Genomic DNA, 25,913 nt, shown 5'->3' with positions numbered 1-25,913 from the left:
CGATTGAAAGCGAAGCGCAGATTCCGATGGGTGTGGATCCTCTCGGGCACCTTGCTCATTCTTGGCATCGGCGCTTATTATGCCATGGATGCAGCTGTGACGTATACGCTAAAACAGATGACCGACGCCGTCCCTTCAATACCAGTTGCGGCCGAAGAGGCGGTGCAGGAGCCGGAATCAGAGGAGGACAAGGCAACCCCGCCAGAAGGGGCGTCTGAGGTGCCTCAGGGGTACATCAAGTCATGTCCCTGCTTCGGAGCCTATGACAGGGGATGAAGCGGGAGGGGGCTCGTCGGCGACAGCGCCTTCTTCCTCGTCTCAAGAGCAGCCGTCAAGCAACGGTAACCCGCCGCAGACGGCCGCGGATAAGTCGGAAGAGTCTGTCGGCTATGATCCGAATATTAGCTCGGAACAGGCGGCAAGCGTACAAGAAAACGTAACCGCTCGGGAGAAACTTACAGTAGCAGGCGTATTAATGGAGAAATTCAGCGCGGCGGAGCTGCGGGAATTCGCGGCGATCGCTGCCGGCGGCATTACGGTCGAAGAGAAAAAAGCTGCTCGAGATACTTTTCTATCACGTTTAAGCGAAGAGGAGTATAACGAACTAATCGCTATTGCGGCCAAATACGGGTTAAGCCAGGGGAATAGTTACGCCGAGGTAAAAGAAAGCACAGAACAGCCAAAGGAGTAGGGTATGAAGAATCTTTTGAAAAGAGGCAGCGCCCTTGCCGCTGCCAGCGCCATAATCTTTGGAAGCGCGTTCGCCGTCGCGCAGGCGAATAACGCCTCGGAAACTCAGTTGTCGATATCCATTGCTAAAGCGCCGATAAGCTTTACCTTCAATGGACAAGTTTTAGCCCCGGCGAAAGGGGAAGAAGGTTTTATCCACGAAGGTACGACTTACGTGCCGCTGCGTTTCATGTCTAATGCCGTCGAGAAGTCGGTAGCATGGGATGGCAACACGATGACCGTTTATGTCACCGAGCCATCGAAGAACGAAAAGGAAGCCATCCGCAAATCGAACGCCGCTTATGCCGTCGAGTCTTCGACCGCACCGACGCAAGAATCGGTCGTTACTCAATCCATTGGAGTTTTCTCCAAGCCGATTACTTATATGTTTGATGGCGTGAAGAAGACGCCCGCCGCCGACAAATCCGGGTTTATCTACAACAATAAAGTTTATGTACCGTTGCGCTTCTTCAGCGACTCAGTAGGTCAGAATGTCCAATTCGACCCGAAGACGTATGCGATCAAGGTTACAGGTAAGACTCAGGAAAGTAAATCGCCCACAACCCCGAAGCAACCGCAGACGAACGACCAGAAGCCTGGAACGACGGCTCCAACGCAACCGGCGACGCCGCCAACAGTCGGCGGCGGGGGCGGCGCTGGAGGCGGTGCGGGAGTGCCCAAGCCAAGTGCCGAATCGATTGAATCCGATGCAATAAGCAAAATCCTCGCATTGCAATTTGCCTGCGAGGCTAAATTAACCGATATTAAAAACAAATACGAAGCGGCGACGGATCCATCAGAGAAAGACGCGCTTTATTCGCAGGGAGAGGCGGAGTTCATCGCTTGCGACAATGCCTTCTATTCTCTTATTGCCGACTTTAAGAATCGCCTCCAAGACAATGGTTACGATGTCGCCGTCGCGGATGGGTATGTTAACCTGTACGAAGACTTCGTTGCAGATAAGAAAGCCCAATACGGATTATAAAGATTTAGTATAAAGAAACCCAGAATGCCGATGAATCGGTACTCCGGGTTTTTGTATTATTGGCCTATGACGGGTTGCGATAAGATCGCCTCTAACTTCCCGGTCAGCTGTTCTTGATTGTCCGGAAAGCGGACAAGAAGTTCCGCGATTAATCCGTCGTCCCCCTTGCCTTGTTTGGTCAAGGTAGCGGCGTAGTACAACGTCGCTTCAGAGTCGTATGCATCATCGTAATTGGGGTCTAGGCGCATGCTTAGATACTGCTCCGCCTGTGCGTAGTCGCCCCGATAATAAGCGATTTGGCCCAGGGGAAGCGCTAGGCCAGGCGTAAGTCCGAAGGCACGGCCTTGAAGCTGCGCTTCAGGGAGCGTATCCAAGTAAGCGGCCTTTTCGTTCACCCGAGCCAAGAGGGACGCCACCTCATTCCAAGCCGCGTTGGCAGCGTCCGGCTGGCCTGCCTGAAGACTGTTTAATCCAATTATAAAATGCGTAGTTGCCAGTTGTTCGTATAATTCGATATCCCATGGATAGTTGGGAATGCTCTTCTCTAATAATTCAACCGCCGCTTCGAATTGACCTTGGGCCGACCGGAGTTGGAGCTCACGATAAACGAACGTCTTGTAGTACGGTTCCCGTTCCTTCATCTCCGACAACAGCTTTTCAGCTTCTTGGGCATACTGCTCATTGTTGGATTGATTATATAATGAATTCAGTATTTGCAACTTCAGGTCGACATATTCCGGATGCTTCAGTTTGCCGATCGCACTGTTGAGTTCGTCATAATATTCATCTAAGGGCTTGCCTCCGAACGCACCGTCCCGAGCGAAGTTGTACTGATTGTTGCTCGACAGATTGCTTATAGAGACAAACAGGAACACTGCGGCCCCGATCACTAGTGCGGACGGGTATATATACCTTGCTTTCGACTTGGCCATCTTCTCTTGCCATGCATACGGCGAGAGCTCGTTGGAGGCCAGCATGCCGCCAAGGCATAAGAACACGATCGCACCCAGGTACACATAGCTCATGTTAAAGTCGATGAAGCTGTGTATCAGGATGGCGGCTGCGAAAATGTAAAATACGAGGTAAGGATAACGATCTTCTTCGGGCTTCTTCCAGTAAGATCGGAGGAAGTGATAAAGAACTGCGCCGATTACTAGAAGCAACGAGAGAAGACCGACGATCCCGACTTCAACTAAGGTCTGGAGATAAAAGTTGTGTGCTTGTCGGCTCGTATAAGGGTTGTTCTGATACTTCTCATACAGTGTCTGCCAAGCGCCGCCGCCGGCCCCGAACACCGGATAGTCCTTCCAAAGCTTGATCGCGTCTTGATAGAAGGTTCCGCGTTCAAGAACGCTGTGCTGGTTTAAGTTTATGTTCTCTACGCGGGTCTGGATGTTATCCGGAAGCATCTTAACAAAGCCGGTGTTTCCCAAGAGTAGATAAAGTCCAAGTGCACCGACAATTACCGCAGCTAGGGGCAAAACAAGCATCGTCATCTTTTTGTCATCAAAGGCTGCCAGTCGTCCTTCAACCTTTACGGAGAGAAACCGTTGGATTACAAAGCTTAGTGCGCCTGAGGTAACGGACCCTGCAATTACGATGCTCCAAGCCTGCAATGCTGTACCGGAGGAAAAATTATTTTGTAACTCCAAACCTAACTCCGTTACTGGGTTTAATATCAAGAGTACGGTGATTCCGCTCAGAATGAGATGGACGATAAACAGAATTTGTCTTGAGAATTTTAGAAATGGTAAGACAAGTACTAAAATGATCGGGAATACGACCAAGCCCCCTCGGGATAAAGTCAACACAAGGGATAATAAGGCTGGAACCAACAACAAGGCGGTGGATGCGATAAAGAACCGATTCTTCGCCCCAACCATGATGACCAATACAGCTAATATAACAGCCAACAAATAGGCAGCATAACTATTTGCATATTGGAAGACGGAAGTAAGTCGCTCACCATTGGAGTCGATTAGTACGGCGTCCCTGTAGGTCTTGGATACCTGACCATCGACTTCCGACCAGTTAAATAACCCCCAGAACGACGCATCACCGAACCAGTTCATGAGTCCGAATAAAACGATAATTGAAGATGATATTAATATTCCAATGGAGAGGAGACGACTGCCGAAGTTGCCGTTGGCTGTTACCGCTCCAATGTAAACTACAAAAGTATATAGAATGGAGATCCATAAAGAATACATAGCTGAGTAAACTGAAGCAGCCCCAAATAAACTTAGTAGGTACGATAAGGGGATTAACCATAATATGTGAACCAGCGACAGGCTGCGAATAGCCGTATCCAACTTAAATAGGCGAAGGGAAAGAAACATTGTAGTTAGTGCAACAGCAATTTGTGCAGCAAAAATACTGCTGTCAAAGGAACTTTGGGTTCCATTGAAAAGTCCTCTGCTAAATGGAGCAAAAATTAAAAAACAGAAAGCTCCAATAGCCACAGTCCAGAACAGAAAGCCACCACTATCTGTTCCTTGACGGATAATTTTTTGGTTGGATTGAAGTTGCATAGTTTTCTCCTCTTCTACTTATCGAACAATTAATAGTATTTTATCATATTAAAAGCTAAGATAGGTAGAGACAAGGATTAAGCTGATATTTGGCATTCATGGTTTGTAGTTAAGGGTGTTGAATTTTGATATACTTTATTGAGCTATTTGAAGGCAATGACTAATTGCTCAACCCCAATTACTCCAGGAGTTGTTTACAATGATTTTTAGAAATTTTCTATCGCTAATAAAACAGTTTGTAAAGAAAAGATCTTTAATTTTGGATTTAGCCTACAACGATTTTCGCTCTAAGTATCTTGGTTCATATTTTGGTGCGTTATGGGCCTTTATCCAACCAACCGCAATGGTTTTGATTTTTTGGTTTATTTTTGAAATGGGTTTTAAATCTCAACCTGTTAATGATATTCCTTATATTATTTACTTCATTGCTAGTATAATACCGTGGTTTTTCTTTTCAGAAAGTCTTTCAAGTGCCACTAACTCCGTTACGGAAAACAGTCATTTGGTAAAACGGATTGTTTTTAATGTAGAAGTTTTGCCGATGGTAAAAATTATATCTTCATTAATTGTTCATTGTTTCTTTATAGTATTTGTTATTGTCATTTTATTTCTATACGGAATACCATTTTCCATCGTTAACCTTCAATTACTATATTTCTTATTAGCAACGATCTTGCTAGTCCAAGCTTTATCGTGGATAACAGCAACGTTAAATGTATTTATTAAGGATACAGCCCAGGCTGTAAGCATGTTGCTGCAATTCGGTTTTTGGTTAACCCCTATCTTTTGGTCGCTCAACATGATGCCTGAAAAATTCCACCTGTATATTAAGTTATTGCCGATGTATTACATTGTTGAAGGGTATAGGTCGTCCTTGCTTTATCACACTTGGTTTTGGGAGTCGGAGCCTTATTTGACGGTCTATTTCTGGTCCTTCACAGGTATATTACTCCTTGTTGGGGGATATTTCTTCAAAAAAACATCCGTTCACTTTGCCGATGTGATTTAAGGAGTTGGAACAATGAGTGAGTACGCTATTAAAGTAAATCAGTTGACCAAGTCATATAACTTATACCAGTCGAAAGTCGATAGGTTGAAAGAGATAGTACATCCTTTTAAAAAGACCTTCCATAATCAATTTTTTGCATTAAATAATATAAGCTTTTCAGTGTCTAAAGGTGAAACCGTAGGTGTTCTTGGGAAGAATGGGTCCGGTAAATCTACATTACTCAAGATAATTGCAGGTGTACTTCAACCGAGTTTTGGTGATGTCGAGGTGAATGGCAGCGTCTCTGCTTTGTTGGAGCTTGGAGCCGGGTTTAATCCGGAATATACAGGCATGGAAAATATTTACTTGTACGGAACTATCGTTGGTTTGTCGAAAAAGGAAATTTCTGAGAAAGTAAACTCGATTGTCACTTTTGCAGACATTGGAGAATTTATCAACCAACCGGTAAAGATGTATTCCAGCGGGATGTTTGCTCGTTTAGCGTTTGCAGTGGCAATCAATGTGGATCCGGATATATTGATTGTCGATGAAGCTTTGTCCGTAGGAGATGCCTATTTCCAGGAGAAATCTTTTACAAAGATGAAAGAGTTTAGAAAACAAGGTAAATCAATATTTTTTGTAAGTCACTCCATATCTGGGGTGCGGAATTTTTGTGACAGAGCGATATGGATCGACAAAGGAGAACTGGTATTAGACGGTGTGGCCGATGTGGTTTGCACTGAATATCAGGATTTTATTAATGAACAGAACCAAGCCCACCATCAACAGATAGCACAAGAAAGCGATAATAGTCAAAATAAAATATATATTCGCGATGTGAAGATGGATAAGGCAGTATATCAAATGGATGAGGATATCCAAATTAAAATAAATTTAGAGTTCCGAGAAGAAATCCTGTCCTATGGGGTAGGCGTCATCGTTTATGATGCAAGCGGTCGTCTAGTTACCTTGTATAATACGGTGCGAGACGATATCGTGTTCAGTAGTACTTATAATGAGTTAATACTTAGGATCCCGAGGAATGACTTTATCAGGGGAAAATATTTTTTAACTGTTGTAATCTCAGACGAGTTATCGATGTTCCCGTACGACAGAAAAGATTTTATAACAACCTTCGCGATCGAATATAAGAAAAACAGAAACGGTATCCCGATTGGGGACGGTATGTTCCGGAGTAAACACGAATGGATTTATTAAACTTTATATATAAGAAGTTGGAAAAAACGCGTGTCTACAGATATCCTTCACGTGTTCCATCAAAAATAAAACTCATTGTACTTTTAAGAATAAGAAACGAAGAGTTAATTATAAGAGATACGTTGGAACACTTATCTAGCATTGCAGATGCAATTATCTGCTACGACGACGCAAGTACCGACAAGACCTTTGAAATCGTTTCGAAGCATCCCAAAACCATTGCCGTTATCCGAAACTTTAATTGGGCTACAAAGATTGAGGAACGATTGGAAAGCGAGACGAACCACAGGAAATTGCTTCACGAACTTGCTTTAGAATATAACCCGGAATGGATTCTTTGCGCGGATGCGGATGAGCGATATATCGGAGATATTCGTACCTATCTAGAAACGGAAGAAGCTTCTTCGCTAGATTATATAAGAATACGTTTATTTGATGCTTACATCACCCCTGAAGACAATGAACCGTATTCAGGCGGACCCTTAGCGTATTTTAGGAAATACTTTGGTCCAGAGTGCAGAAATATAATTATGTTATGGAGGGCTTCAAATCAAAATATTTTTTATAAGGGGAGCGACTCGAGAGAACCGGTAGTTCCAGAATCTGCAGTGGGTATGGTACATTTTTACTGTCAACATTACGGCAAGTCGTTATCCATTCAACACTGGGAAGAGACATGTAATTACTATTCGCAGTATTTCCCAAAGGAAACGTATGGTCAAAAGTGGGAGGCACGAAAGGGAAAGGCGGTTCATACCCTATCGGATTTCGACCGGCCTCTGTACCCTTGGGGACAAGAATTATTTATGAACTCCGTAATCATACATGGATATATGGATAGGAGCGGGGATCAAAAGTGAGAATATTATTTACATTATTCGATCTACAAAAGTTCGGCGGGACAGAGACATTCACCTATACGATCGCTAAAGAATTAGTGGATAGAGGGAATAAAGTATTCTGCTATTCTTCGAAATTAGGAGAGATTGCTGAGAAGTTTACTGAGGCAGGAATTATTGTAAGTAATAATATAACTGATTTTCCTCTTGAAATCGATATTATCCATGCGCAACACAGAATGGAGGCTGCTATTGCCTATCTGCGTTACCCTAATGTTCCCATGGTCTTTATGAGCCATGGGATTTTGCCTTGGCAGGAGCAACCCGTAAAACTTCCAAGTGTAAGGAAATACCTTGCGGTAAGCGAAGAGGTTCAAGAACATTTAGTTCGGACGCATAATATTCCTGAGAAAGATACAGCCATTTTCAGAAACTCTATTGATCTGGATAGATTTTCGCCAAGAAACTTTTTTTCTAAAGAACCTAAAAGATTATTGTTAATATCGAATCGCTTTACAGAAGAAGTAAAGGGTAACCTACAAGAGTTTTGTCAATCGCATAACATTGAGTTTGAGATTTTAGGCTTAGCGGTTACGCAAAAGTGGGAAGTAGAAAAAAGTATTTCCACTGCGGACATTGTTGTTTCTTTGGGGCGAGGGATCCTAGAAGCCATGGCTTGCGGGAAAATTTCGTTGGTCTACGATTACAATGGTGGCGATGGGATTGTTACTCCTGGGAATTATTTTGAGTTGCGTCGAAAGAATTTTTCGGGAAGGACACATAAACTTCAGTTTACCAAGTCGTTACTCGAAGAGGAAGTATCGAAACATTATAACGAATACAACGCAAAGAGGAACCTGGAGATAATTCGAGAGTTTCATGATATAAAAAAGAATATAGTTGAGTTGGAAAGCATGTACGTTGAGGTTATGGAATTAGGTATATCGGACCGAACGATTGAAACATCTATTGTCTCAGAAATCATTAATGAGGCTTATGAACGCATCGGCGGCGAATTAATTCAGAAAGAAAAGAATTTAAGATATTTAATAGAGTTGAAGAATGAAATTGAAACTAAGTATCGCGAGGAGATCCTATTGTCGAAATACGAAATGGAGAAGTTAGGCGATTTAATTGAGCAATTCGAAAATAAAATGGACGCGAGACTGCAACATCTTGTAAATGTAGTTAGTAGAAAGGATGAATTAAACGAGCACCTATACAAACAAGTTGAACAGCTCGAGGCTAGAAAAGAAGAAATAACAATGGGCCTTAACCAACTTACGCAGGAGGTCCATACTCTAACGGTTAAAAATATGGAGTTATCGCAGCTCGTCTTGGATTCACAACAGATGATCGATGGGTTTCAAGAGAAAGTGCATGAATTCGAACAACAAGCGGGAGAATATAACCAAAAACTTTTGGATTATGAGAAACAATTGACCCAGAAAGAAAACAATACAAAGTATTTATTAGAGCTTAATCAAGAAAAGAACCAAGAACTAATGGCGATTTATGACTCGAAAGCCTGGAAGATGGTTCTTAAGTGTAGAAGATTGAAAGGTGTAATCAAGAAAATAAGAAATAACCCGAAGTGGGCAATTAAGAGGATCTTATTCGGACGAGCGGGCATCCAGAAGTTAAATATTACACCGGTTTCAAGACCAACACCGATCACTAGCGAGTTCGACTCTATGGTTAGCGTCATTATTCCTGTTTACGATAGAACGGATGTATTACGTACATCCATAGATTCCATACTAGGACAGACACATCAAAACCTTGAAGTAATTATTGTTTGCGATGGGTCACCTAAAGAAACCTTAGAGATCGTAGATGCTTATAAAGATAATGAAAAAGTTCGAATTTTTAAATTTTTTAATAACAGCGGTAATGCTGTAAGGGGAAGAAACAAAGGAATCGTAGAGGCGCGAGGGAAGTATATTGCTTTTCAAGATAGCGATGACATTGCAGAGCCGAGAAGATTAGAAATATCTTTGCGATACATGGAGAATTATGACGCGGATATCGTTTACGGTGGGTGGAGAGCTTTAGTAGACGGTACTCGTAATATCGATATCGAGAACGGTCAAGAGGTTTTTAGTCCGGATTGCGATTATGCAATGCTCAAAGAGATCTGTGTTCCATGTCAAAGTACCGTAATGGCCAGGACGGAAGCGTTGCGCAAAGTCGGTGGTTTGAAGACTTCTATGAGATATAGAGAAGATCATGAACTGTGGTTGCGTCTGGCATATAAACAGTATAAATTCAAGGCCATACCGGAAATCTTGACGAATTTAAGACTTCATTCCAATAATCTCGAACTGCAATTTAAAGGGACGGATGACCATTGGTTTAGCCTAATGCTCGAAGAACATAAAAATATTCAGCCGTTAAAGCCGAAAATCGGTTATGTCATTCCGGGATGCGGAATCTCTGGTGGAATCGCGGTTATTTGTCAACATGTAAACCGTTTATTGAAACGCGGGTATGATGTCATCCTCATTACCGAAGACGATAAAGAGGAGATTTCGTGGTTCCCGAATCAGAAGGTCGAGATTGTTCCGATCAAGCGAATGCCATTAAACTTGGATATCTTGGTTGCGACCGGGTGGAGCACAGCATACACAATACGGAATTTACCTGCAAAGAGAAAATTTTATTTTGTACAGTCCGACGAGACCCGCTTTCATCCCGAAGGATCAAAAGACAAGGAAATGACCCGGCAAACGTACACTTTCGACTACGAGTTTATGACAGAAGCTAAATGGATTCAATGTTGGCTAAAAGAGCAATTCTCAAAAGACTCATACTATGTTCCCAATGGGCTTGATGAAGAGATCATTCATCCCTCAGAGCCTCTTCTACCAAAAGGTAACAAATTGAGAGTTTTACTAGAGGGACCGATAGACATTCCTTACAAAGGGATGGAAGATGCATTCCTCGCCGTCAAGGATTTAGATTGTGAAATCTGGTGTGTAAGTTCGGCGGGTAGACCCCGTGAAGGCTGGAGATGTGATCAGTTTTTCGAGAAGCTTCCTATGAACAAGATGAAAGAAATATATTCGAGTTGCGACATATTCCTAAAGATGAGCAGAGTAGAAGGCTTCTTCGGCCCGCCTCTCGAAATGATGGCTTGCGGCGGTGCCTGCGTAGTTGGGGAAGTAACGGGCTACGACGAATACATTGTGGATGAGTACAACGCACTGGTAGTTAAACAGGGTGACATAGAAGGAGCGAAGGCTGCAGTTAAACGTCTCATCGAAGATTCCGAACTGCGTTCGAAATTGATTATGAATGGAAAGAAAACTGCTGACCAGTGGAAATGGGAGCCGACTATAGATAAACTTGAGGCTATTTTCCAAGGAAATGGGTAGGAATGGTATGAGGAAAGTACTGATTATTAGTCCAGATGTGATTGGACATCAAATGGCCGGTCCTGGCATTAGGTATTGGCAGATCGCCGAGCAGCTTTCAAAAGACTTCCAGGTTACGCTTATGACCCCCAACGAATGCCCAAGGAAACATGAGCGTTTATCAGTCCTTACTTTCCGACGAAGTGTATTGAAAAAGTTGCATAATACATTTGATTCTATTCTTGTACAAGGAATGACATTGTCAAGAAATAGATTTTTAAAAAAATCGAGGGCAACAATTATTGTCGACCTTTATGATCCCTTTGTCTTTGAAACGATTAACCTTCGAAAGAAGGATCTTCATTTTTCGTTAGATTTAGATTATATGTTTGAACAAATTCATGCTGGCGATTACTTTATTTGCTCCAGTGAACGACAGAGGGACATGTATATTGGTATGTTGACAGCTTTAAAAAGGGTTGATCTTGAATATTTTCAAAATGATAAAAATCTAAGTAAACTTATTGGCGTAGTTCCTTTTGGCTTGCAATCCGAAAGTCCCATTAAAAAGGCTTTGAATCCATTCTTGAAATATAGCAATATAAAAGATACAGACAAGGTTTTTATATGGGGTGGGGGGATTTGGCAGTGGCTTGATCCCCTTACTTTAATTCGTGCTTTCCACTTACTAAGTGAGGAACGCGACGATGTAAAGTTATTTTTCCTTGGGGTAAAACATCCCAATTCTCATATTGAACAGTCGGAAATGACCGTCCGAGCGATAACTTTAGCAGAGCAATTGGGGATTAAGGGAACTGTTGTCTTCTTTGAAGAATGGACGCCATACGATGAAAGAATCAATTATTTAGTACATTCTTACGCAGGAGTGTGCGGTCACTTCGATTCCTTAGAAACAAGGTTTTCATTCCGGACCAGAATGTTGGATTATATCCTTTGCGAGCTTCCAATAATCACCACAGACGGTGATTATTTTGCCGAATTAGTAAAGAAGGAATATTGTGGTTTAGTTGTTAAGGAAAATGATGTTCTTGGATTTAAAAATGCAATAAACCAAATGCTTAATAATCCATCCGAGTATGAGAGATACAAGAGTAATTTAAAATCGATCAAGGAAGGTTTCCTGTGGGAAAAAACAACTCGCGATTTACGAGAGCATTGTTTGCACCCTACGAAGCTTAAAACAAAAGGCAAGATAAGTCTGGTGATAAAAATGAATGTTAAATTTTTTGTCGTTAATGCCAAGCGGATTTTAAAAGGGAAAGGGTTAAGGAAGGCAATAGAGCTTATCAAGAATAGACTACATTAGAGATAAGGGATGTTAGAATGGTAAGACTAATTGAGGTAATATGTTCAACTAAAGCTGCCCTTATTTATCTAATGGGTATCGCGTTCTCATTATTATTAATCACTCCTTTTCAACAGTTGAAGGTATTTGCATTCTTTGTATTGGCTGCTGTTACAATATATTTCTTTTTTCAATATCCTTTTAGAAAACTATATGTTTTTATTTTTTCTACTTTGCTGTTATTTATTTCAATAAATTTTTTCGAAATATCATTTGCTGAAGTTCGGAATTTTGAAAGCTTTTCCGACAATATCGTAAAAGATCATGTTTCTCAATCTGTTGAACATGGCGTTTTTCTTTTCGGTGGAGAAATCTTAGGCAGATGGCAACAATTTTATTTGCAATTTAAATTGTTGGGGTTGTTTGCTCCAAATAATGCTGAGTTGCTCCCGGTTTATTTTTATTGGATTAGAACCATTCTCGGTTTTTTCACCGCCTTGACATTAGCATTATTTGTTATCGCAGTTCGCCGAGAATTTGGGAAATGGTCTGCACTTAGTGCACTTTTAGGTCTTATGTTTTCGCCTTGGCTTGTTAATTTTTCCATGAGTATTTATTGGTTTATTTTCGCCAGTTTGCTCCCATTTGCTTTCTCATTTATGTGGTATGAAAAATTTAGATCTTCGAAAAAAAGAATGCTGCTCTGGTTTTTTTTCCTTGGTTTTTTAGTATTTTTAAAAAGTCTACTTGGTTACGAGCATTTAACGAATATTGCCTTAAGTGTTGCAATTCCGGTAGTATACTACGAAATGAAGAATTCTTCCTCGTTTCGAAGGATTATTTTTCGTTCGGTTGTTTCTTTCGCTGCGGCTTGTGTAGGTTTTGTTTTCGCATTCCTATTAAATCTATTTCAAAATGTTAAGTATTTTGGATCATTTCAGGATGGTTTAAGTAAAACTTTAGAAAATTCGTATGGTAGAACTTTCGGAGATGTTCTTGGAAATCAAGTGAGCCTATCACAGGATATAATGATTTTTATTGATTATTTGCTTCAGCCTGCCTTCACAATACAACAAGTACTTTCGATAAGCCATTTATTTATTATTGTATCTACTGTAGGACTAGGATATGTTTTTGTCAGTCAAACACGGACGGAGGAGTCTAAAAGAATTGTAGTTCTCCTCGTTTTGGCGTTAATATCTACACTTTCTTGGGGTGTATTCGGAAAAGGACATATGAGATATCACCTTCATCTAAATTCCATCATTTTCTACATGCCTTTTCACTTATTAGCTTTTGCAGCATTGCCATTATTTATTCATCGTATGCTAAAGAAGCAGGCTGTTGAAGTAAACGGTGAAAATAATATTAGTAAGAACCACAGTATTATATTAGTGTTTTTGATGGTTTTCTTAGTTGTCTATTCTGTTGTGGGTAAGGTGAACGACTTTCAAAAACAGTTTCCTAATGTAGATAAATTGACTTCGATTTCCGAAGAAGCAGTGAACTTTAAACTGACAGACGAATTGCTGATTAAAGATGTTAAATTAAGCTCCAAAGGAGCAAATCATTACGATATAAACATAATTGTGCAAGTTACTGACGAGGTAAAAGAGGGATTCGTTTTTTACATGCATGCTTTTCCCTTTTCGGAGGATATATTAAAACTTCCTGAGAACAGACAGGAATACGGATATGATAATTGGGACATTACCCCCAATATTCCGACTAACGAATGGATGGTAGGAAATGAGTATGTGCTTACAAAAACGGTGAGTACCCAAGTGGTGAAATATAAAGAGCTGGTAATGGGACTGTACAATCCTAAGGATAACCTCCAATACGGGATAAAGCTGACACTGACTGACGTCAACTTTACCGAAAGGAGTGGGCAATAAGTGCGAGCCACAGCTTATGATTACGTCATTTTTGGAGCAGGCGTTTTCGGTCTCTATGCAGCTAAAATACTTGGAACCAAAGGCTTACGGGTCGCATTAATAGAATTTGATCAAGCTCCCCTCCAAAGGGCGAGTTTTATAAATCAGGCACGGGTCCATAATGGCTACCATTACCCGAGGAGTGTATCGACAGCCGAGAAATCGGCAAGTTATTACGCTAGATTCAATCAAGAATTCAATTTTGCAATAAACCAGTCGTTCAGGAAAATTTATGCAATATCTAAAACTGACTCATTAACGAATGCCTCGCAATTTTTAAAGTTCTGTAAATATGTAAATATTCCGGCTACGGAGATCCAAGCAGACCAATATTTCAGAAAGGGTTCTGTTGAAGCGGCATTTGAGACATTAGAGTATTCCTACGACGCAGCGAAAATTCGCGATTGGTTCATTGAGAAGTTGAATCGGATTCCTTCGATAAACATTTCATATGGTATGGATCTTATGAATGTGGTTGTCGATGGTAATCAATACGTCCTGAATTTTGTAAATGGCGAAACCCTAATTGCTCCTAACGTCTTGAATGTGACATATGCTAGTACAAATCAAATACTAAATAAGTTCAATGCAGATTTCTTGAAAATTAAGTATGAAATTTGCGAGGTCATCTTAACGAAGGCAAATAAGGAACTTGAAGGAAAGGGAATTACTATGATGGATGGGCCATTTTTCTCCGTAATGCCTTTCGGATTAAGCGGGCTCCATTCTTTGACTTCCGTCGTGGATACTCCACATATGTCCTCGACAGAAGCGCTTCCGACGTTCCCTTGTCAAAGCAAAAATAATAAATGCTCACCCATGCAGCTTATGAATTGTTCTTTGTGTGAATCTAAACCTAACAGCGCCTTTACTCGAATGAAACAGCTTGCAAACAAGTACTTGAGCGACAACTTAAGCTTTGAGTACGATCACTCTTTATTTGCCGTAAAAACGATACTTGCAGAAGCCGAATTAGATGATTCGAGACCGACCGTTATAAAACGACTAAGCACCGCCCCGAACTTATATACCGTTATGTCGGGGAAATTCAATACCATCTACGACCTAGAGGAGGCGCTTTTATGAAGGAGCAAGCCTTCGTGTCTTTAATTATGTATTTGCATAATCAAGAATCCCAAGTCGAAGGGACGCTTCGCGCCATTGACTATTTTTTTGCATCTTCATTTGAAAATTACGAAATTATCATAGTTGATGACTATAGTACCGATCAATCGCTTTCAGTTGCACAATCGGTAGCTCAAAAGATGATAAGTCATGTCACTATCGTTAATTTGTCTCGTAAACACGGTGTTGAACAAGCAATGTTTGCTGGGTTGAATAAATCTATTGGTGATTTCGTATTTGAAATCGATAACTTCGATTTAACTTTCCCAGCGGATGTCCTTATGAAAATCTATAAAAAGGCATTACAAGGTTATGATATCGTTTCGGCATCATCCAAGCAGCTTTCTACGAAATCTAAACTCTTCTATAAACTGATTAATAAACTATCTTATTTACAATTAGATCTATCAACAGAAGTGGCTCGTGTAGTGTCAAGACGCGCTCTTAACGCAATGCTAAATCTAAAAGAGAAAGTGAGATATCGTAAGGCTCTCTATGCATTCACTGGTTATCCGAGCACCAAACTTGTAGTTGAGACAACGGGTGTTCGCCCTAGGTCTTGGAATAGGGAGAATGTATCGTTAGCATTAGATGTCATCGTTTCATTTTCTAATATTGGGTTGAAAGCTGCGCATTATATGTCTTTACTCTTCTTCCTTTTTTCGATAGTGATGATTGTGTATTCCCTTTATAATTTCATTTTTAACAAAAATATTGTCGAGGGTTGGACAACCCTCATGATTTTAATATCCACCGGATTTGCCGGGATGTTTTTTATTTTTGGAATGTTAGGGGAATATCTCAGTCGTATGTTGATCGAATTACAAGATAGACCGTCCTATAGCGTAAGATCGGTACAAATGTTTAAAGAAGCTTCTCCGGAAATAAAGCACGAAGTGATGGTTTCCCATTCGGAAGCAGCCGCAACGAAAGTTTAGGAGGTTGGGTATGAAAGCAGGGTTGGTAGGTTACACGGGGTTCGTAGGTTCGAATCTTATGAATAGGGTCCATTTTTCAAACTTGTACAACTCCAAAAATGCAGAAGAGATGAAAGGCGAGCACTTCGATTTGCTTATTTGCGCAGGTGCTCCTGCCGTTAAGTGGAAAGCGAATCAGGAACCAGATCAGGATTGGGGTAACATTCAATGTTTGATTTCCAATCTAAAAGAAGTCAAGGCTAATAAGCTTATTCTTATCTCCACGGTTGATGTATACCAACAACCAAGGAACGTAACGGAAAAGACCTTTATTGATCCCGAACACACCGATCCATATGGGAAACATCGTTTTTTCCTTGAAGAGTTTTGCAGCCAACATTTCAAAGATACTTTGATCGTTCGATTGCCGGGTTTATTTGGGAAAGGCCTTAAGAAGAATTTTATTTACGATCTAATATACGACAATTGTCTCCATTTGACACATAAAGACAGCAGATTCCAGTTCTACGATTTGAGTCGTTTATGGGATGACTTGCAAACAGCGATGGCAAATGGGTTGAACACTGTAAATTTCTCTTCCCAACCGATTAGTGCTCAAGAAGTTGCGGCTGAGTGCTTTAAAACGCAATTTACAAATGTTACATCCAAGGAACCGGTTGCTTATGATATGAAGAGTGAGTATGCAGCATGCTTTGGAGGGGGAGATGGTTATCTTTACTCCAAAAATCAAATCATCGATCAGTTGAAAGCATTTATTGAAGACGAGAAACGAGGGGCTCTATGAGACTCGCGATATCCAACATCGCCTGGGAACCTTCTGAGGATAAACAAATATTAGAAGTTCTTAGGCGACATAAGGTTAATTGTATCGAGGTAGCTCCAACGAAATGGTGGACACGGCCAACCGAGGTTTCATCCGACGAAGCAAAGGAAACGAGGATGAAATGGAGCGACGAGGGATTCGAACTTGTCGCCATGCAATCTTTATTATTTAACCGGCCCGACTTACAGCTTTTCCTTAACCAAGAATCAAGGAAGGCACTCCAATTATATCTTGAACAAATCATGTTACTCGCTAGTTGGATCGGGACGCGGAAGTTAGTTTTCGGTTCGCCAAAAAATCGTATGCTCTCGAATATGCATTACGACGAGGCCATGGATACGGCGGTACAGTTCTTTAGAGATATTGGCGTATTTGCTCAGAATGTCGGGGTCGTATTTTGTATTGAGCCTAATCCCCCTGCATATGGCTGCGACTTTATTACCAATACTTCGGAGGGGATTCAGCTTATTAAATCTGTGGACCATCCTGGGGTGAGGTTACACCTGGATGCTGCTGCTCTCACATTAAACCATGAGGGTGTACCGCAAAGTATTCACGCTGCGTTACCTTACTTATCACATGTTCATCTGAGCGAGCCTTATTTGAATTTGCTGAACGAGAATTCATCATCGATTAAAAAAATGATAAAGTCATTAAAACAGCACTCCTATGATGGAATTGTATCCATCGAAATGAAAGCCGGAGTTAAGAATCATAACTTTGAAGCCGTAGAACACGCAGTATCCATATCACAAGCAGCTCTTGCAGAAGCGGAGGCGTTTCGTGGAACGGCTGGAGGCAAGTAGTAAATGGGATGTACCTGCATTCGAAACCCTTGAACTTAGGGAAAAGCGATCAAAGTATTGCATCTGCGTCCCTGTCATTAATGAAGGCGAAAAAATCCGAAAGCAAATTGACAAAATGGGACATTTTGCTAATGACGTTGATATTATTATCTTGGATGGCGGCAGTACAGATGGTTCTCTGGAAGAAGGCTTCTTAAGAAAAATGGGAGTTCGCGCATTACTCACAAAGAGAGGACCTGGAAAACTAAGCGCTCAATTGCGTATGGGGTTCGCTTATGCGCTTATGGAAGGTTATGAAGGGGTTATTACGGTAGACGGGAATAATAAGGACAGTATCGAATCCATTCCGCAGTTTATATTAGAGCTCGATAATGGTTATGACTTTGTACAAGGCTCTCGATATATCCCCGGAGGGGTGGAGGAGAATACTCCGCTTAGCCGTAAACTAGCCATTCGACTTATTCATGCACCGTTCATCTCCCTTATCGCGGGATTTCGCTATACAGACACTACGAATGGTTATCGAGCCCATTCCAGAAGGTATCTGGCGCATCCGGAAGTATTGCCGTTTCGAGATATCTTCAACACCTATGAGCTGCTCGCCTATTTATCGGTAAGAGCGCCACAGCTTCATTTAAAGGTTAAAGAAACGCCTGTAAAGCGATCCTATCCTGCTACGGGAAAGATACCGACGAAAATTAGCCCTTTAAGAGGCAATATGCTCTTAATGCAAATATTGTGGAAGCTAGCAAGAAGAAAATATCATCCTTAACCGGGAAGTGGAGAAACAATAAATTCCATAACTAGAATATTGCATGCAAGGTATATAAGGTTTTTATTTATAGGGAGCTCTCTCGCAATTTCAACAATTTTGATCCGGGAATTATTAGCCTTTTTCATTCCGAGTTACTTGATCTCAGTTATCTTGTCTTATGGAATTTCCATAGTTCTTAGCTTTGTTACACATAAGAAGTTCACGTATAAGTCTGAGCAAACGTTTCATTACATTAGCTTTATTAAATACGTGTTAATAGCACTTTTAGGGCTGCTTACCACCTCTGTCTTTTCGTTACTATTAAGTAACTGGGGGATACTAAGCTTACTATTTCAAAATTTTGATAAAACGGTTGCCTTTGCGGCAAGCCTTTTTCTTGCCAGTTTGCTCACATATTGGTTAAATGGTGTTATGGTATTTAATAATAGTAAAGAAAAATAGAAAGTGGGTATTTTCGTGAAAGGAATTATATTAGCCGGCGGTACAGGCTCAAGGTTGTACCCCCTTACTAAAGTAACAAATAAGCATCTGTTACCTGTAGGAAAATATCCAATGATTTTCCACTCTATTTATAAATTGAAAGAAGCGGATATTCAGGATATTCTGATCGTCACGGGGAAAGACCACATGGGAGACGTTGTGAACCTGTTAGGCAGCGGCCATGAGATGGGGGTCAGCTTCACCTACAAGGTGCAAGACGAGGCTGGCGGGATTGCGCAAGCGCTAGGTCTGGCGGAAAACTTCGTGAATGGGGATCAGATGGTCGTCATCCTTGGCGATAATGTGTTTGCCGACAACATTGCTCCGTATGTCTCTAATTTCCGGGAGCAAAAAACGGGCGCCAAAATCTTGATTCAAGAGGTTCATGACCCGCAGCGCTACGGCGTTCCGGAACTTCAAGGCAGCCAGATCGTATCGATCGAAGAGAAGCCGAAGCAGCCGAAGAGCAGTTACGCGGTGACGGGGATTTATATGTACGATAGCAGAGTCTTCGACATCGTGAAGACATTGAGGCCGTCGGCCCGCGGAGAGTTGGAAATCACAGACGTAAATAACGCTTATATTCAAGCTAATGAGCTCACGTACGACGTTCTCCAAGGCTGGTGGACGGATGCAGGTACGCATGCTTCGTTAGTCCGTGCGAACGAATATGCCAAAGATCTTGTGTTCGATAAATCTTTCGGCAAACTTAAACTATAAGAGGTCGCAACCATGGATATTTTTGAAACAAAAATTAACGATGTGAAAGTTCTGGTTCCTAAAGCATTCGGCGATTCGCGAGGCTTCTTCATGGAGAGTTATAACAAAGTGCGGATGGCCGAAGCGGGATTGGATTTCGATTTCGTTCAGGATAACCAGTCGTTGTCGAAGGAAGTAGGCGTCCTCAGAGGTCTTCACTATCAGCTCAACCCGAAGGCGCAGACCAAATTGGTCAGAGTGTTGACGGGAGCGATTTACGACGTTGTGGTTGACATCCGGAAGGAGTCGCCGACCTTCGGGCAATGGGTAGGCGTCGTATTGAGCGAATGGAACAAACGCCAGCTGCTTGTGCCCAAGGGGTTTGCTCACGGCTTCTGCACGATTACGCCGGATACGCAGGTGTTCTATAAGGTGGATGAGTTTTATTCACCGGAGCATGATCGCGGCATCGCATGGAACGACCCGGATCTTGGAATCGATTGGCCGACGTCGGAACCGATTCTTTCGGCTAAGGATCAGACACACCCACGATTGAAAGATGCCGAAATGAACTTCTAGTATATGGGAGAGAGAGCCTTGAAGATTTTGGTGACCGGCGGCGCCGGGTTTATTGGCAGTAACTTCGTTCATCATATGGTTAATACTTATCCTAAATACAAAATTGTGAATTTGGATGCCTTGACGTATGCGGGTAACCTTGAGAATTTACGAGCAGTCGAAGACCGTCCGAATTACAAATTTGTAAAGGGAGACATCGCGGACGCCGCGTTCATCGATACCCTCTTCGAGGAGGAGCGATTCGACGCGGTGTTGAACTTCGCTGCGGAGTCGCATGTGGATCGCAGCATTACGGCTCCCGGCATTTTCGTAAAGACGAATGTCTCGGGCACCCAAACGCTGTTGGATGCGTCCAAGAAGTTCGATGTACAAAAGTACGTTCAGGTGTCCACGGATGAAGTATACGGTACATTAGGCGAGACTGGCCTGTTCTCGGAAACGACCCCGCTCGCGCCGAACAGTCCGTATTCGGCCAGCAAGGCAGGAGCGGACCTCTTAGTCCGGGCGTATCACGAAACTTTTGGTCTGCCCGTTAACATTACGAGATGCTCGAACAATTATGGGCCGTACCACTTCCCTGAGAAGCTTATCCCGCTGATGATCATTAATGCGCTTCATGATAAACCGCTTCCGGTCTACGGCGACGGCCTAAACATTCGTGATTGGTTGTATGTAGAAGACCATTGCCGCGCGATCGATCTCGTATTGCACAAGGGCGTTACCGGCGAAGTGTATAACGTCGGCGGCAATAATGAACGAACGAATATCGATATCGTACGGCGGATCCTCCAAGCGTTGAATAAACCGGAGAGTCTGATCAAGTATGTTCAAGACCGCCCGGGACACGATCGCAGATACGGCATCGATGCGACAAAGATTCGTACCGAGCTCGGTTGGGAGCCGAAGTACAACTTCGAGTCCGGCATTGAGCATACGATTCAATGGTATCTCGACAACGAAGGCTGGTGGAAGCAGATCTTATCCGGCGAGTATATCCGTTATTTTGAGCAGCAATATGCGACTCGCCTTAGCGGTACCCCATCATGAAAGCAGTAATCACAGGGGTTCGCGGCCAACTTGGGTTCGATGTCGTCAAGGCATTCGAGGCGGCTGGTCATGTGGTTGTACCCATGGGTCGAGAGGATTGCGATATCACCGACCTTAGTCGGGTGGACAGGTGTATGAAGGAAATCCAACCTGACGTCATCGTTCATTGTGCGGCATATACCGCGGTCGACCTTGCCGAAACAGAAGTCGATAAAGCCTTCGAGGTAAATACCGACGGCGCAAGGAACTTGGCGGTCGCTGCCGAGAAGGTCGGGGCGAAGCTCGTGTATGTAAGCACCGATTATGTATTCGACGGCAAGGGCATGGGACGCCCTTATCAAGAATATGACGCAACGAACCCTCAAGGCGTGTACGGACGTTCCAAGTTGGCCGGCGAACGGTTGATCCAAACCCTGTCCTCGAAATATTTCATCGTTCGTACGTCTTGGGTGTTCGGCTCGAATGGAAACAACTTTGTGAAGACGATGTTGAAGTTCGGCAGGGAGCGGGGGAAGTTGAAGGTCGTGAACGACCAGGTTGGGTCGCCGACGTATACAGTGGACTTGGCACGCTTCCTGCTCGACCTTGCTTCGACGGAGAAATATGGGATATATCACGCTTCGAATACGGGAATCTGCTCTTGGTACGACTTTGCGAAAGAGATTTTCGAGCGTTCCGGCGTGAAGGTGGAACTGACGCCATGCACGACGGAGGAATTCCCGCGTCCGGCGCCACGACCTGCATACTCCGCGATGGATCATATGGCGATTCGAACGAATGGATTTGCATTACTTCCGCCATGGCAGGATGCACTGGAGCGGTTTTTGACCGAAATGGGAGAGGTCTGAAAATGAGCGAGAAGAAGGCTACGGTCGCCGTTCAGATTGTGACCTACAACAGCGCGAAAGACATCGGGAGCTGCCTGCAATCGGTGTTGTCCCAATCGCTGACGGTCGATGAGGTGATTGTCGTCGACAATGCTTCTTCCGATGAAACAGTAGCGAACCTGTCTACAGCCGATACGGTTCGTTGCATTCGAAATGACCGTAACGCCGGGTTTGCGGCAGCGCATAATCAGGCATTGGCGCAATCCGCTTCGGACTATGTCGTAGCGTTAAATCCGGATGTCACCCTGCATCCGGATTATTTGCTTTATGCGATCGATTTTTTGGTGAGGAACCCGCAGGTCGGAAGCGTGACAGGACTGCTCCTCCGGAAGCAAGACGGGCGAACGATCGACAGCACCGGTTTATGCATCGATCGAAAGCGCAAAGCCGTCGATCGATGCACAGGCGCTATTTATGACGGCGACAAGAACCCAGTGGAAGTATTCGGCGTATCCGGAGCGGCAGCGGTATACAGACGCAAAATGGTTGACGAAGTCAGCTTTCAAGGCCAATTTTTCGATGAGGCCTTCTTCGCTTACAAAGAGGACGTCGATACCGCTTGGAGGGCGCAGCTGCTGGGGTGGACGTCTTACTTCGTCCCGATGGCAATCGCGTATCACGAACGGGGCTGGAAAGAAGGCTCTCGGTTCGAGAAACCGTTGTTTTTGCGCAGACACTCGTATATTAACCGATATCGGATGATGATGAAGAATGAGTCGGTGTACTATGTTATCAAGCATTCGCCCTGGATACTATTGTATGAGGCAGCCAGCCTTGGTTACTTGTTGCTTCGCGATCCGAAGCTGGCGGGTGCTTGGGTCGATCTCTGGAGAGACCGTCATCGGCTACTGCAGCAAAGAAAGTGGATTCAGGAGCGGCGGAAGGCGAGTTGGCGAGAAGTGTATGGAAAATTCCAATGAGTCGGGTGCCAAAAATGGATCTATCGATCATCGTTGTCAACTATAATACGAAGCAATTGACGCTTGATTGCATTCGGTCCGTCTTCTCGTCGGCAACGAGTTTGAATTACGAAGTCATTCTCGTGGATAACGCCTCTACCGATGGAACGATCGAGGCGGTGAGGGAACGTCACCCGGAAGTCCTGACCCTAGCGAATACTCGAAACGTCGGGTTTTCCAAAGCGAACAACCAGGGGATGGAGATCGCTTCAGGGCGCTACATCTTACTCTTAAACTCCGACACCATCGTGGAAGAGCACACCTTAGAGACAATGGTTCGCTATATGGATGAACATGCCGATGTAGGGGCTAGCGGTTGCAAGCTGGTACTGCCGAACGGATCTTTGGACGAAGCGTGCAAGCGGGGATTTCCGACGCCGCTCGCTTCGTTCTACTACGCGTTCGGGTTCTCGAAGCTTTTTCCGAACCATCCGAAGTTTAATCAGTACAAGCTGATTCACTTAGCCCCTGATCAAACGTATGAGGTGGATTGTTTGGTCGGTGCTTTTATGCTGGTTCGCAGAGAAGTCATTGATCGAATCGGCGGGCTCGACGAGGAGTTCTTCATGTACGGCGAGGACATCGATTGGTGCTATCGGATCAAAGAAGCGGGATGGCGTATCATGTACCATCCGGCGACGACGGTGATTCATTACAAGGGCGCGAGCAGCCGGCGGAAGCCGTTCAAGATCGTATATGAGTTCCATCGCGCGATGTGGCTGTTTCATCGGAAGCATTATGTGAAAAAGTACAACTTCATCGTGAATGGTTTGGTGTATTTTGGAATTTGGACAAAATTTTTAATGGCTCTAACGAAAAATTCGCTGAAGAATATCATATAATAAGAGAAAACAAGATTCGAGTGGTGAACAAATCATGATCCGGCGAAGCTCTGGATTCCTGACCCAGTTGTACGTAATAACCGATTTCGTCGCCATCCAGCTCATCTTCCTGCTCGCCTGGTGGCTGAAGTTCGAAAGCGGCTGGCTGTCCTTTGAGAACCCGCTGCCGATGGAGGATTATTTCCTCTGGAGCTTGGTGTACGGCGTAATCGCGGTCGTTACGGGTTTTACGGTGGGATTCTATACGCCGAAGCGGAGAAAGCGGTTCTCCTTTGAACTTATAAGAATTTTACAAATTCATTTGGTTAGCTTGCTCGGATTGCTGAGCGTGTTGTTTATATTGAAAGTGGTGGACATCTCTCGGGAAATGCTCGCCATTTATTTGATCGGCAACATCACCTTCATCTCCTTCTACCGACTGTTGGTCAAGGAGGGGTTGAAGAACATTCGGGAGCGGGGGTATAACCGTCAGTTCGTGCTCATCCTCGGCGCAGGTTCGTTAGGAAGACGCTTCTACGAGAACCTGCAGCATTACCCGGAGCTCGGTTACGAGGTGTTGGGCTTCTTGGACGACTTCCACCAGGAGCACCCGAAGGAGTTTGAAGCGTATAAGCCGATCATCGGGGGCATCGACGACCTGGAGGCGGTACTTGCGAAAGAATTGGTCGATGAAGTCATTATCGCCTTGCCGCTGAATGCGCACGAGAAATTCGGCGCGATCATCGCGACCTGCGAGAAGGCCGGCGTGAAGACGCTCATTATTCCGGACTACTTCGATTATCTGCCGGCTCGGCCGTATTTCGATAATTTCGCGGGCATTCCGCTCATTAACGTGCGCGACATCCCGCTGGACGAATTGCGCAATCGGTTCATGAAGCGCTCGTTCGACATCGCGTTCTCGGCGGTCTGCATTCTCATTACGCTGCCGCTTCTCCTTGCGATCGCCGTAGGCATCAAGATCACCTCGCCCGGCCCGGTGATCTTTAAACAGGAACGGGTCGGGCTGAATCGACGTACGTTCCACATGTACAAATTCCGGAGCATGCGGGTGCAATCGGAATCGGAATCGGATCAGTTATGGACGGTGGAAAACGACCCGCGCCGCACGAAGTTCGGCGCCTTCCTCCGCAAGACGAGTCTCGACGAGCTGCCTCAATTTTTCAACGTGCTCATGGGGCAGATGAGCGTGGTCGGCCCGCGTCCGGAGCGACCTTATTTCGTGGAACAGTTTAAGGAAGAAATTCCGAAGTATATGGTCAAGCACCATATCCGGCCCGGAATTACGGGATGGGCGCAATCGAACGGATACCGGGGGGATACGTCCATTAAAGAGCGCATTCGGCACGATATTTTCTACATCGAAAATTGGACGTTCTTCTTCGATATCAAGATCATTCTGAAGACGGTCGTGAACGGGTTGTTGAATCGCAATGCGTATTAAATATAAGATTTTGCTCTTTCTGGCGGCGTTGGCCGTCATCGCGACCGCGCTCCACGTCCCCACCCTTACGGCGACGGGCAACTATCTCAAGCTTCCCTGCCCCGCGCCGCCCGCGAGCGACGCGATTGTCGTCCTCGGCGGCGAACTCAACGGCGAGCGGACGCGCAAGGGCGCGGAGCTGTACCGCGAAGGCGTGGCGCCGAAGGTGATGCTGTCCGACGGGACGAAGATGTCGTGGCGGACGACGGCGAACGAGGAGATGCACGCGCTCGCGGTGCTGGAAGGGGTTCCGCCCGAAGCGATCGTGCAAGAGGAGAAGTCCCGGAGTACGTACGAGAACGCCGTTTACACAAGAGAGCTCATGGAACAGCTCGGGTACGATTCGGCGGTCGTCGTCACGTCGGACTGGCATGCGAAGCGGTCGCGGTTCATTTTCGAGAAAGTCTATAAGGGGTCCGGCATTGAACTCGCCTACTGCGGCGCTCCGGACGATCGAAGCGACTTCGACGGATGGTGGAAGGACGGCGAGAAGCAGCAGGTCGTGATGATGGAGTGGGCGAAGACGCTCGTCTATTGGGCGAAATACGCCCTCTGACCTAGGTTTACCGCAGCGGCAAGTTTCC

Annotated in this window: 24 protein-coding genes; 23 read left to right on the top strand and 1 reads right to left on the bottom strand. The window is 44.2% G+C overall.

Annotated features, from left to right (window positions below; translation table 11 throughout):
• Positions 1-3 precede the first annotated feature (3 nt).
• The 3 genes from RIN49_RS14280 (at position 4) to RIN49_RS14270 (ending at position 1,714) form a co-directional block, all read left to right on the top strand.
• Positions 4-276 (top strand): hypothetical protein, encoded by a 273-nt coding sequence (locus tag RIN49_RS14280; protein WP_309120835.1) that lies wholly within the window; start codon positions 4-6, stop codon positions 274-276.
• Positions 277-475: 199 nt separating this feature from the next.
• Positions 476-691, top strand: a complete 216-nt coding sequence (locus RIN49_RS14275; protein WP_309120834.1) for a hypothetical protein — start codon at positions 476-478, stop codon at positions 689-691.
• A gap of 3 nt (positions 692-694) precedes the next feature.
• A complete protein-coding gene (locus tag RIN49_RS14270) occupies positions 695-1,714 on the top strand; it encodes a stalk domain-containing protein (RefSeq protein WP_309120833.1) in 1,020 nt (339 codons plus the stop codon).
• A gap of 56 nt (positions 1,715-1,770) precedes the next feature.
• Here RIN49_RS14270 and RIN49_RS14265 read toward each other — a convergent pair whose 3' ends face one another.
• Positions 1,771-4,245, bottom strand: coding sequence for an O-antigen ligase family protein (locus tag RIN49_RS14265; protein ID WP_309120832.1), 2,475 nt, complete (start codon positions 4,243-4,245; stop codon positions 1,771-1,773).
• Between the two features lie 199 nt (positions 4,246-4,444).
• Here RIN49_RS14265 and RIN49_RS14260 point away from each other — a divergent pair, with 199 nt between their 5' ends.
• Genes RIN49_RS14260 through RIN49_RS14170 form a run of 20 tightly spaced genes read left to right on the top strand, consistent with a single transcriptional unit; the run spans position 4,445 to position 25,885 of the window.
• Positions 4,445-5,254: an ABC transporter permease gene (locus tag RIN49_RS14260; protein ID WP_309120831.1), complete on the top strand. Its 810-nt coding sequence runs from the start codon at positions 4,445-4,447 to the stop codon at positions 5,252-5,254.
• A gap of 12 nt (positions 5,255-5,266) precedes the next feature.
• Positions 5,267-6,451, top strand: a complete 1,185-nt coding sequence (locus RIN49_RS14255; RefSeq protein WP_309120830.1) for an ABC transporter ATP-binding protein — start codon at positions 5,267-5,269, stop codon at positions 6,449-6,451.
• Positions 6,439-7,311: a glycosyltransferase family 2 protein gene (locus RIN49_RS14250; protein ID WP_309120829.1), complete on the top strand. Its 873-nt coding sequence runs from the start codon at positions 6,439-6,441 to the stop codon at positions 7,309-7,311. The genes RIN49_RS14255 and RIN49_RS14250 overlap by 13 nt, the downstream gene beginning before the upstream one ends.
• Positions 7,308-10,667, top strand: coding sequence for a glycosyltransferase (locus RIN49_RS14245; RefSeq protein ID WP_309120828.1), 3,360 nt, complete (start codon positions 7,308-7,310; stop codon positions 10,665-10,667). The genes RIN49_RS14250 and RIN49_RS14245 overlap by 4 nt, the downstream gene beginning before the upstream one ends.
• Positions 10,668-10,674: 7 nt before the next feature.
• Complete coding sequence (locus RIN49_RS14240) at positions 10,675-11,973, top strand: glycosyltransferase family 4 protein (RefSeq protein ID WP_309120827.1); 1,299 nt, start codon at positions 10,675-10,677, stop codon at positions 11,971-11,973.
• A gap of 17 nt (positions 11,974-11,990) precedes the next feature.
• A complete protein-coding gene (locus tag RIN49_RS14235) occupies positions 11,991-13,850 on the top strand; it encodes a hypothetical protein (RefSeq protein ID WP_309120826.1) in 1,860 nt (619 codons plus the stop codon).
• On the top strand, positions 13,851-14,975 hold the full coding sequence (locus RIN49_RS14230; RefSeq protein ID WP_309120825.1) for an FAD-dependent oxidoreductase: 1,125 nt from the start codon (positions 13,851-13,853) through the stop codon (positions 14,973-14,975).
• Entirely contained in the window at positions 14,972-15,952 is a 981-nt protein-coding gene (locus RIN49_RS14225) for a glycosyltransferase (protein ID WP_309120824.1), read from the top strand. Before RIN49_RS14230 ends, RIN49_RS14225 begins: the two co-directional genes overlap by 4 nt.
• Positions 15,953-15,962: 10 nt before the next feature.
• Positions 15,963-16,736 (top strand): NAD-dependent epimerase/dehydratase family protein, encoded by a 774-nt coding sequence (locus tag RIN49_RS14220; RefSeq protein WP_309120823.1) that lies wholly within the window; start codon positions 15,963-15,965, stop codon positions 16,734-16,736.
• The gene (locus RIN49_RS14215) at positions 16,733-17,581 is read left to right on the top strand and encodes a sugar phosphate isomerase/epimerase family protein (RefSeq protein WP_309120822.1); all 849 of its coding nucleotides are present in this window, start codon (positions 16,733-16,735) and stop codon (positions 17,579-17,581) included. Before RIN49_RS14220 ends, RIN49_RS14215 begins: the two co-directional genes overlap by 4 nt.
• The gene (locus RIN49_RS14210; protein WP_309120821.1) at positions 17,559-18,353 is read left to right on the top strand and encodes a glycosyltransferase family 2 protein; all 795 of its coding nucleotides are present in this window, start codon (positions 17,559-17,561) and stop codon (positions 18,351-18,353) included. The genes RIN49_RS14215 and RIN49_RS14210 overlap by 23 nt, the downstream gene beginning before the upstream one ends.
• A 39-nt stretch (positions 18,354-18,392) precedes the next feature.
• On the top strand, positions 18,393-18,797 hold the full coding sequence (locus RIN49_RS28800; protein WP_375295252.1) for a GtrA family protein: 405 nt from the start codon (positions 18,393-18,395) through the stop codon (positions 18,795-18,797).
• A 15-nt stretch (positions 18,798-18,812) separates the two neighbouring features.
• Entirely contained in the window at positions 18,813-19,556 is a 744-nt protein-coding gene (locus RIN49_RS14205) for a sugar phosphate nucleotidyltransferase (RefSeq protein ID WP_309120820.1), read from the top strand.
• 12 nt (positions 19,557-19,568) lie between these two features.
• On the top strand, positions 19,569-20,114 hold the full coding sequence (gene rfbC / locus RIN49_RS14200) for a dTDP-4-dehydrorhamnose 3,5-epimerase (protein ID WP_309120819.1): 546 nt from the start codon (positions 19,569-19,571) through the stop codon (positions 20,112-20,114).
• 18 nt (positions 20,115-20,132) lie between these two features.
• Positions 20,133-21,161 carry a dTDP-glucose 4,6-dehydratase gene (gene rfbB, locus RIN49_RS14195; protein ID WP_309120818.1) on the top strand — a complete coding sequence of 343 codons (1,029 nt, stop codon included), beginning with the start codon at positions 20,133-20,135 and terminating at the stop codon, positions 21,159-21,161.
• Positions 21,158-22,009: a dTDP-4-dehydrorhamnose reductase gene (gene rfbD / locus RIN49_RS14190; RefSeq protein WP_309120817.1), complete on the top strand. Its 852-nt coding sequence runs from the start codon at positions 21,158-21,160 to the stop codon at positions 22,007-22,009. The genes rfbB and rfbD overlap by 4 nt, the downstream gene beginning before the upstream one ends.
• 2 nt (positions 22,010-22,011) lie before the next feature.
• Entirely contained in the window at positions 22,012-22,968 is a 957-nt protein-coding gene (locus RIN49_RS14185; protein WP_309120816.1) for a glycosyltransferase family 2 protein, read from the top strand.
• Positions 22,969-22,982: 14 nt separating this feature from the next.
• A complete protein-coding gene (locus RIN49_RS14180; protein WP_309120857.1) occupies positions 22,983-23,849 on the top strand; it encodes a glycosyltransferase family 2 protein in 867 nt (288 codons plus the stop codon).
• Positions 23,850-23,883: 34 nt separating this feature from the next.
• The gene (locus RIN49_RS14175) at positions 23,884-25,290 is read left to right on the top strand and encodes an undecaprenyl-phosphate glucose phosphotransferase (protein WP_309120815.1); all 1,407 of its coding nucleotides are present in this window, start codon (positions 23,884-23,886) and stop codon (positions 25,288-25,290) included.
• Positions 25,280-25,885: a YdcF family protein gene (locus RIN49_RS14170; protein ID WP_309120814.1), complete on the top strand. Its 606-nt coding sequence runs from the start codon at positions 25,280-25,282 to the stop codon at positions 25,883-25,885. The genes RIN49_RS14175 and RIN49_RS14170 overlap by 11 nt, the downstream gene beginning before the upstream one ends.
• Positions 25,886-25,913 lie beyond the last annotated feature (28 nt).

It is taken from the genome of Paenibacillus sp., from assembly GCF_031177825.1.
Classification (GTDB): domain Bacteria; phylum Bacillota; class Bacilli; order Paenibacillales; family YIM-B00363; genus Paenibacillus_AE.
The sequence above is the reverse complement of the archived record's forward strand: the minus strand, read 5'-3'. Positions and strand labels throughout refer to the sequence as shown.

What these genes read in the sequence shown, in the direction of transcription:
- RIN49_RS14260 (WP_309120831.1), top strand. Translation starts at nt 4,445, where the DNA reads ATGATTTTTAGAAATTTTCTATCGCTAATAAAACAGTTTGTAAAGAAA.
- RIN49_RS14185 (WP_309120816.1), top strand. Translation starts at nt 22,012, where the DNA reads ATGAGCGAGAAGAAGGCTACGGTCGCCGTTCAGATTGTGACCTACAAC.
- RIN49_RS14220 (WP_309120823.1), top strand. Translation starts at nt 15,963, where the DNA reads ATGAAAGCAGGGTTGGTAGGTTACACGGGGTTCGTAGGTTCGAATCTT.
- RIN49_RS14225 (WP_309120824.1), top strand. Translation starts at nt 14,972, where the DNA reads ATGAAGGAGCAAGCCTTCGTGTCTTTAATTATGTATTTGCATAATCAA.
- RIN49_RS14250 (WP_309120829.1), top strand. Translation starts at nt 6,439, where the DNA reads ATGGATTTATTAAACTTTATATATAAGAAGTTGGAAAAAACGCGTGTC.
- RIN49_RS14180 (WP_309120857.1), top strand. Translation starts at nt 22,983, where the DNA reads ATGGATCTATCGATCATCGTTGTCAACTATAATACGAAGCAATTGACG.
- rfbD (WP_309120817.1), top strand. Translation starts at nt 21,158, where the DNA reads ATGAAAGCAGTAATCACAGGGGTTCGCGGCCAACTTGGGTTCGATGTC.
- RIN49_RS14270 (WP_309120833.1), top strand. Translation starts at nt 695, where the DNA reads ATGAAGAATCTTTTGAAAAGAGGCAGCGCCCTTGCCGCTGCCAGCGCC.
- RIN49_RS14275 (WP_309120834.1), top strand. Translation starts at nt 476, where the DNA reads ATGGAGAAATTCAGCGCGGCGGAGCTGCGGGAATTCGCGGCGATCGCT.
- RIN49_RS14265 (WP_309120832.1), bottom strand. Translation starts at nt 4,245, where the DNA reads ATGCAACTTCAATCCAACCAAAAAATTATCCGTCAAGGAACAGATAGT.
- RIN49_RS14255 (WP_309120830.1), top strand. Translation starts at nt 5,267, where the DNA reads ATGAGTGAGTACGCTATTAAAGTAAATCAGTTGACCAAGTCATATAAC.
- RIN49_RS14240 (WP_309120827.1), top strand. Translation starts at nt 10,675, where the DNA reads ATGAGGAAAGTACTGATTATTAGTCCAGATGTGATTGGACATCAAATG.
- RIN49_RS14170 (WP_309120814.1), top strand. Translation starts at nt 25,280, where the DNA reads ATGCGTATTAAATATAAGATTTTGCTCTTTCTGGCGGCGTTGGCCGTC.
- RIN49_RS14235 (WP_309120826.1), top strand. Translation starts at nt 11,991, where the DNA reads ATGGTAAGACTAATTGAGGTAATATGTTCAACTAAAGCTGCCCTTATT.
- RIN49_RS14215 (WP_309120822.1), top strand. Translation starts at nt 16,733, where the DNA reads ATGAGACTCGCGATATCCAACATCGCCTGGGAACCTTCTGAGGATAAA.
- rfbC (WP_309120819.1), top strand. Translation starts at nt 19,569, where the DNA reads ATGGATATTTTTGAAACAAAAATTAACGATGTGAAAGTTCTGGTTCCT.
- RIN49_RS14175 (WP_309120815.1), top strand. Translation starts at nt 23,884, where the DNA reads ATGATCCGGCGAAGCTCTGGATTCCTGACCCAGTTGTACGTAATAACC.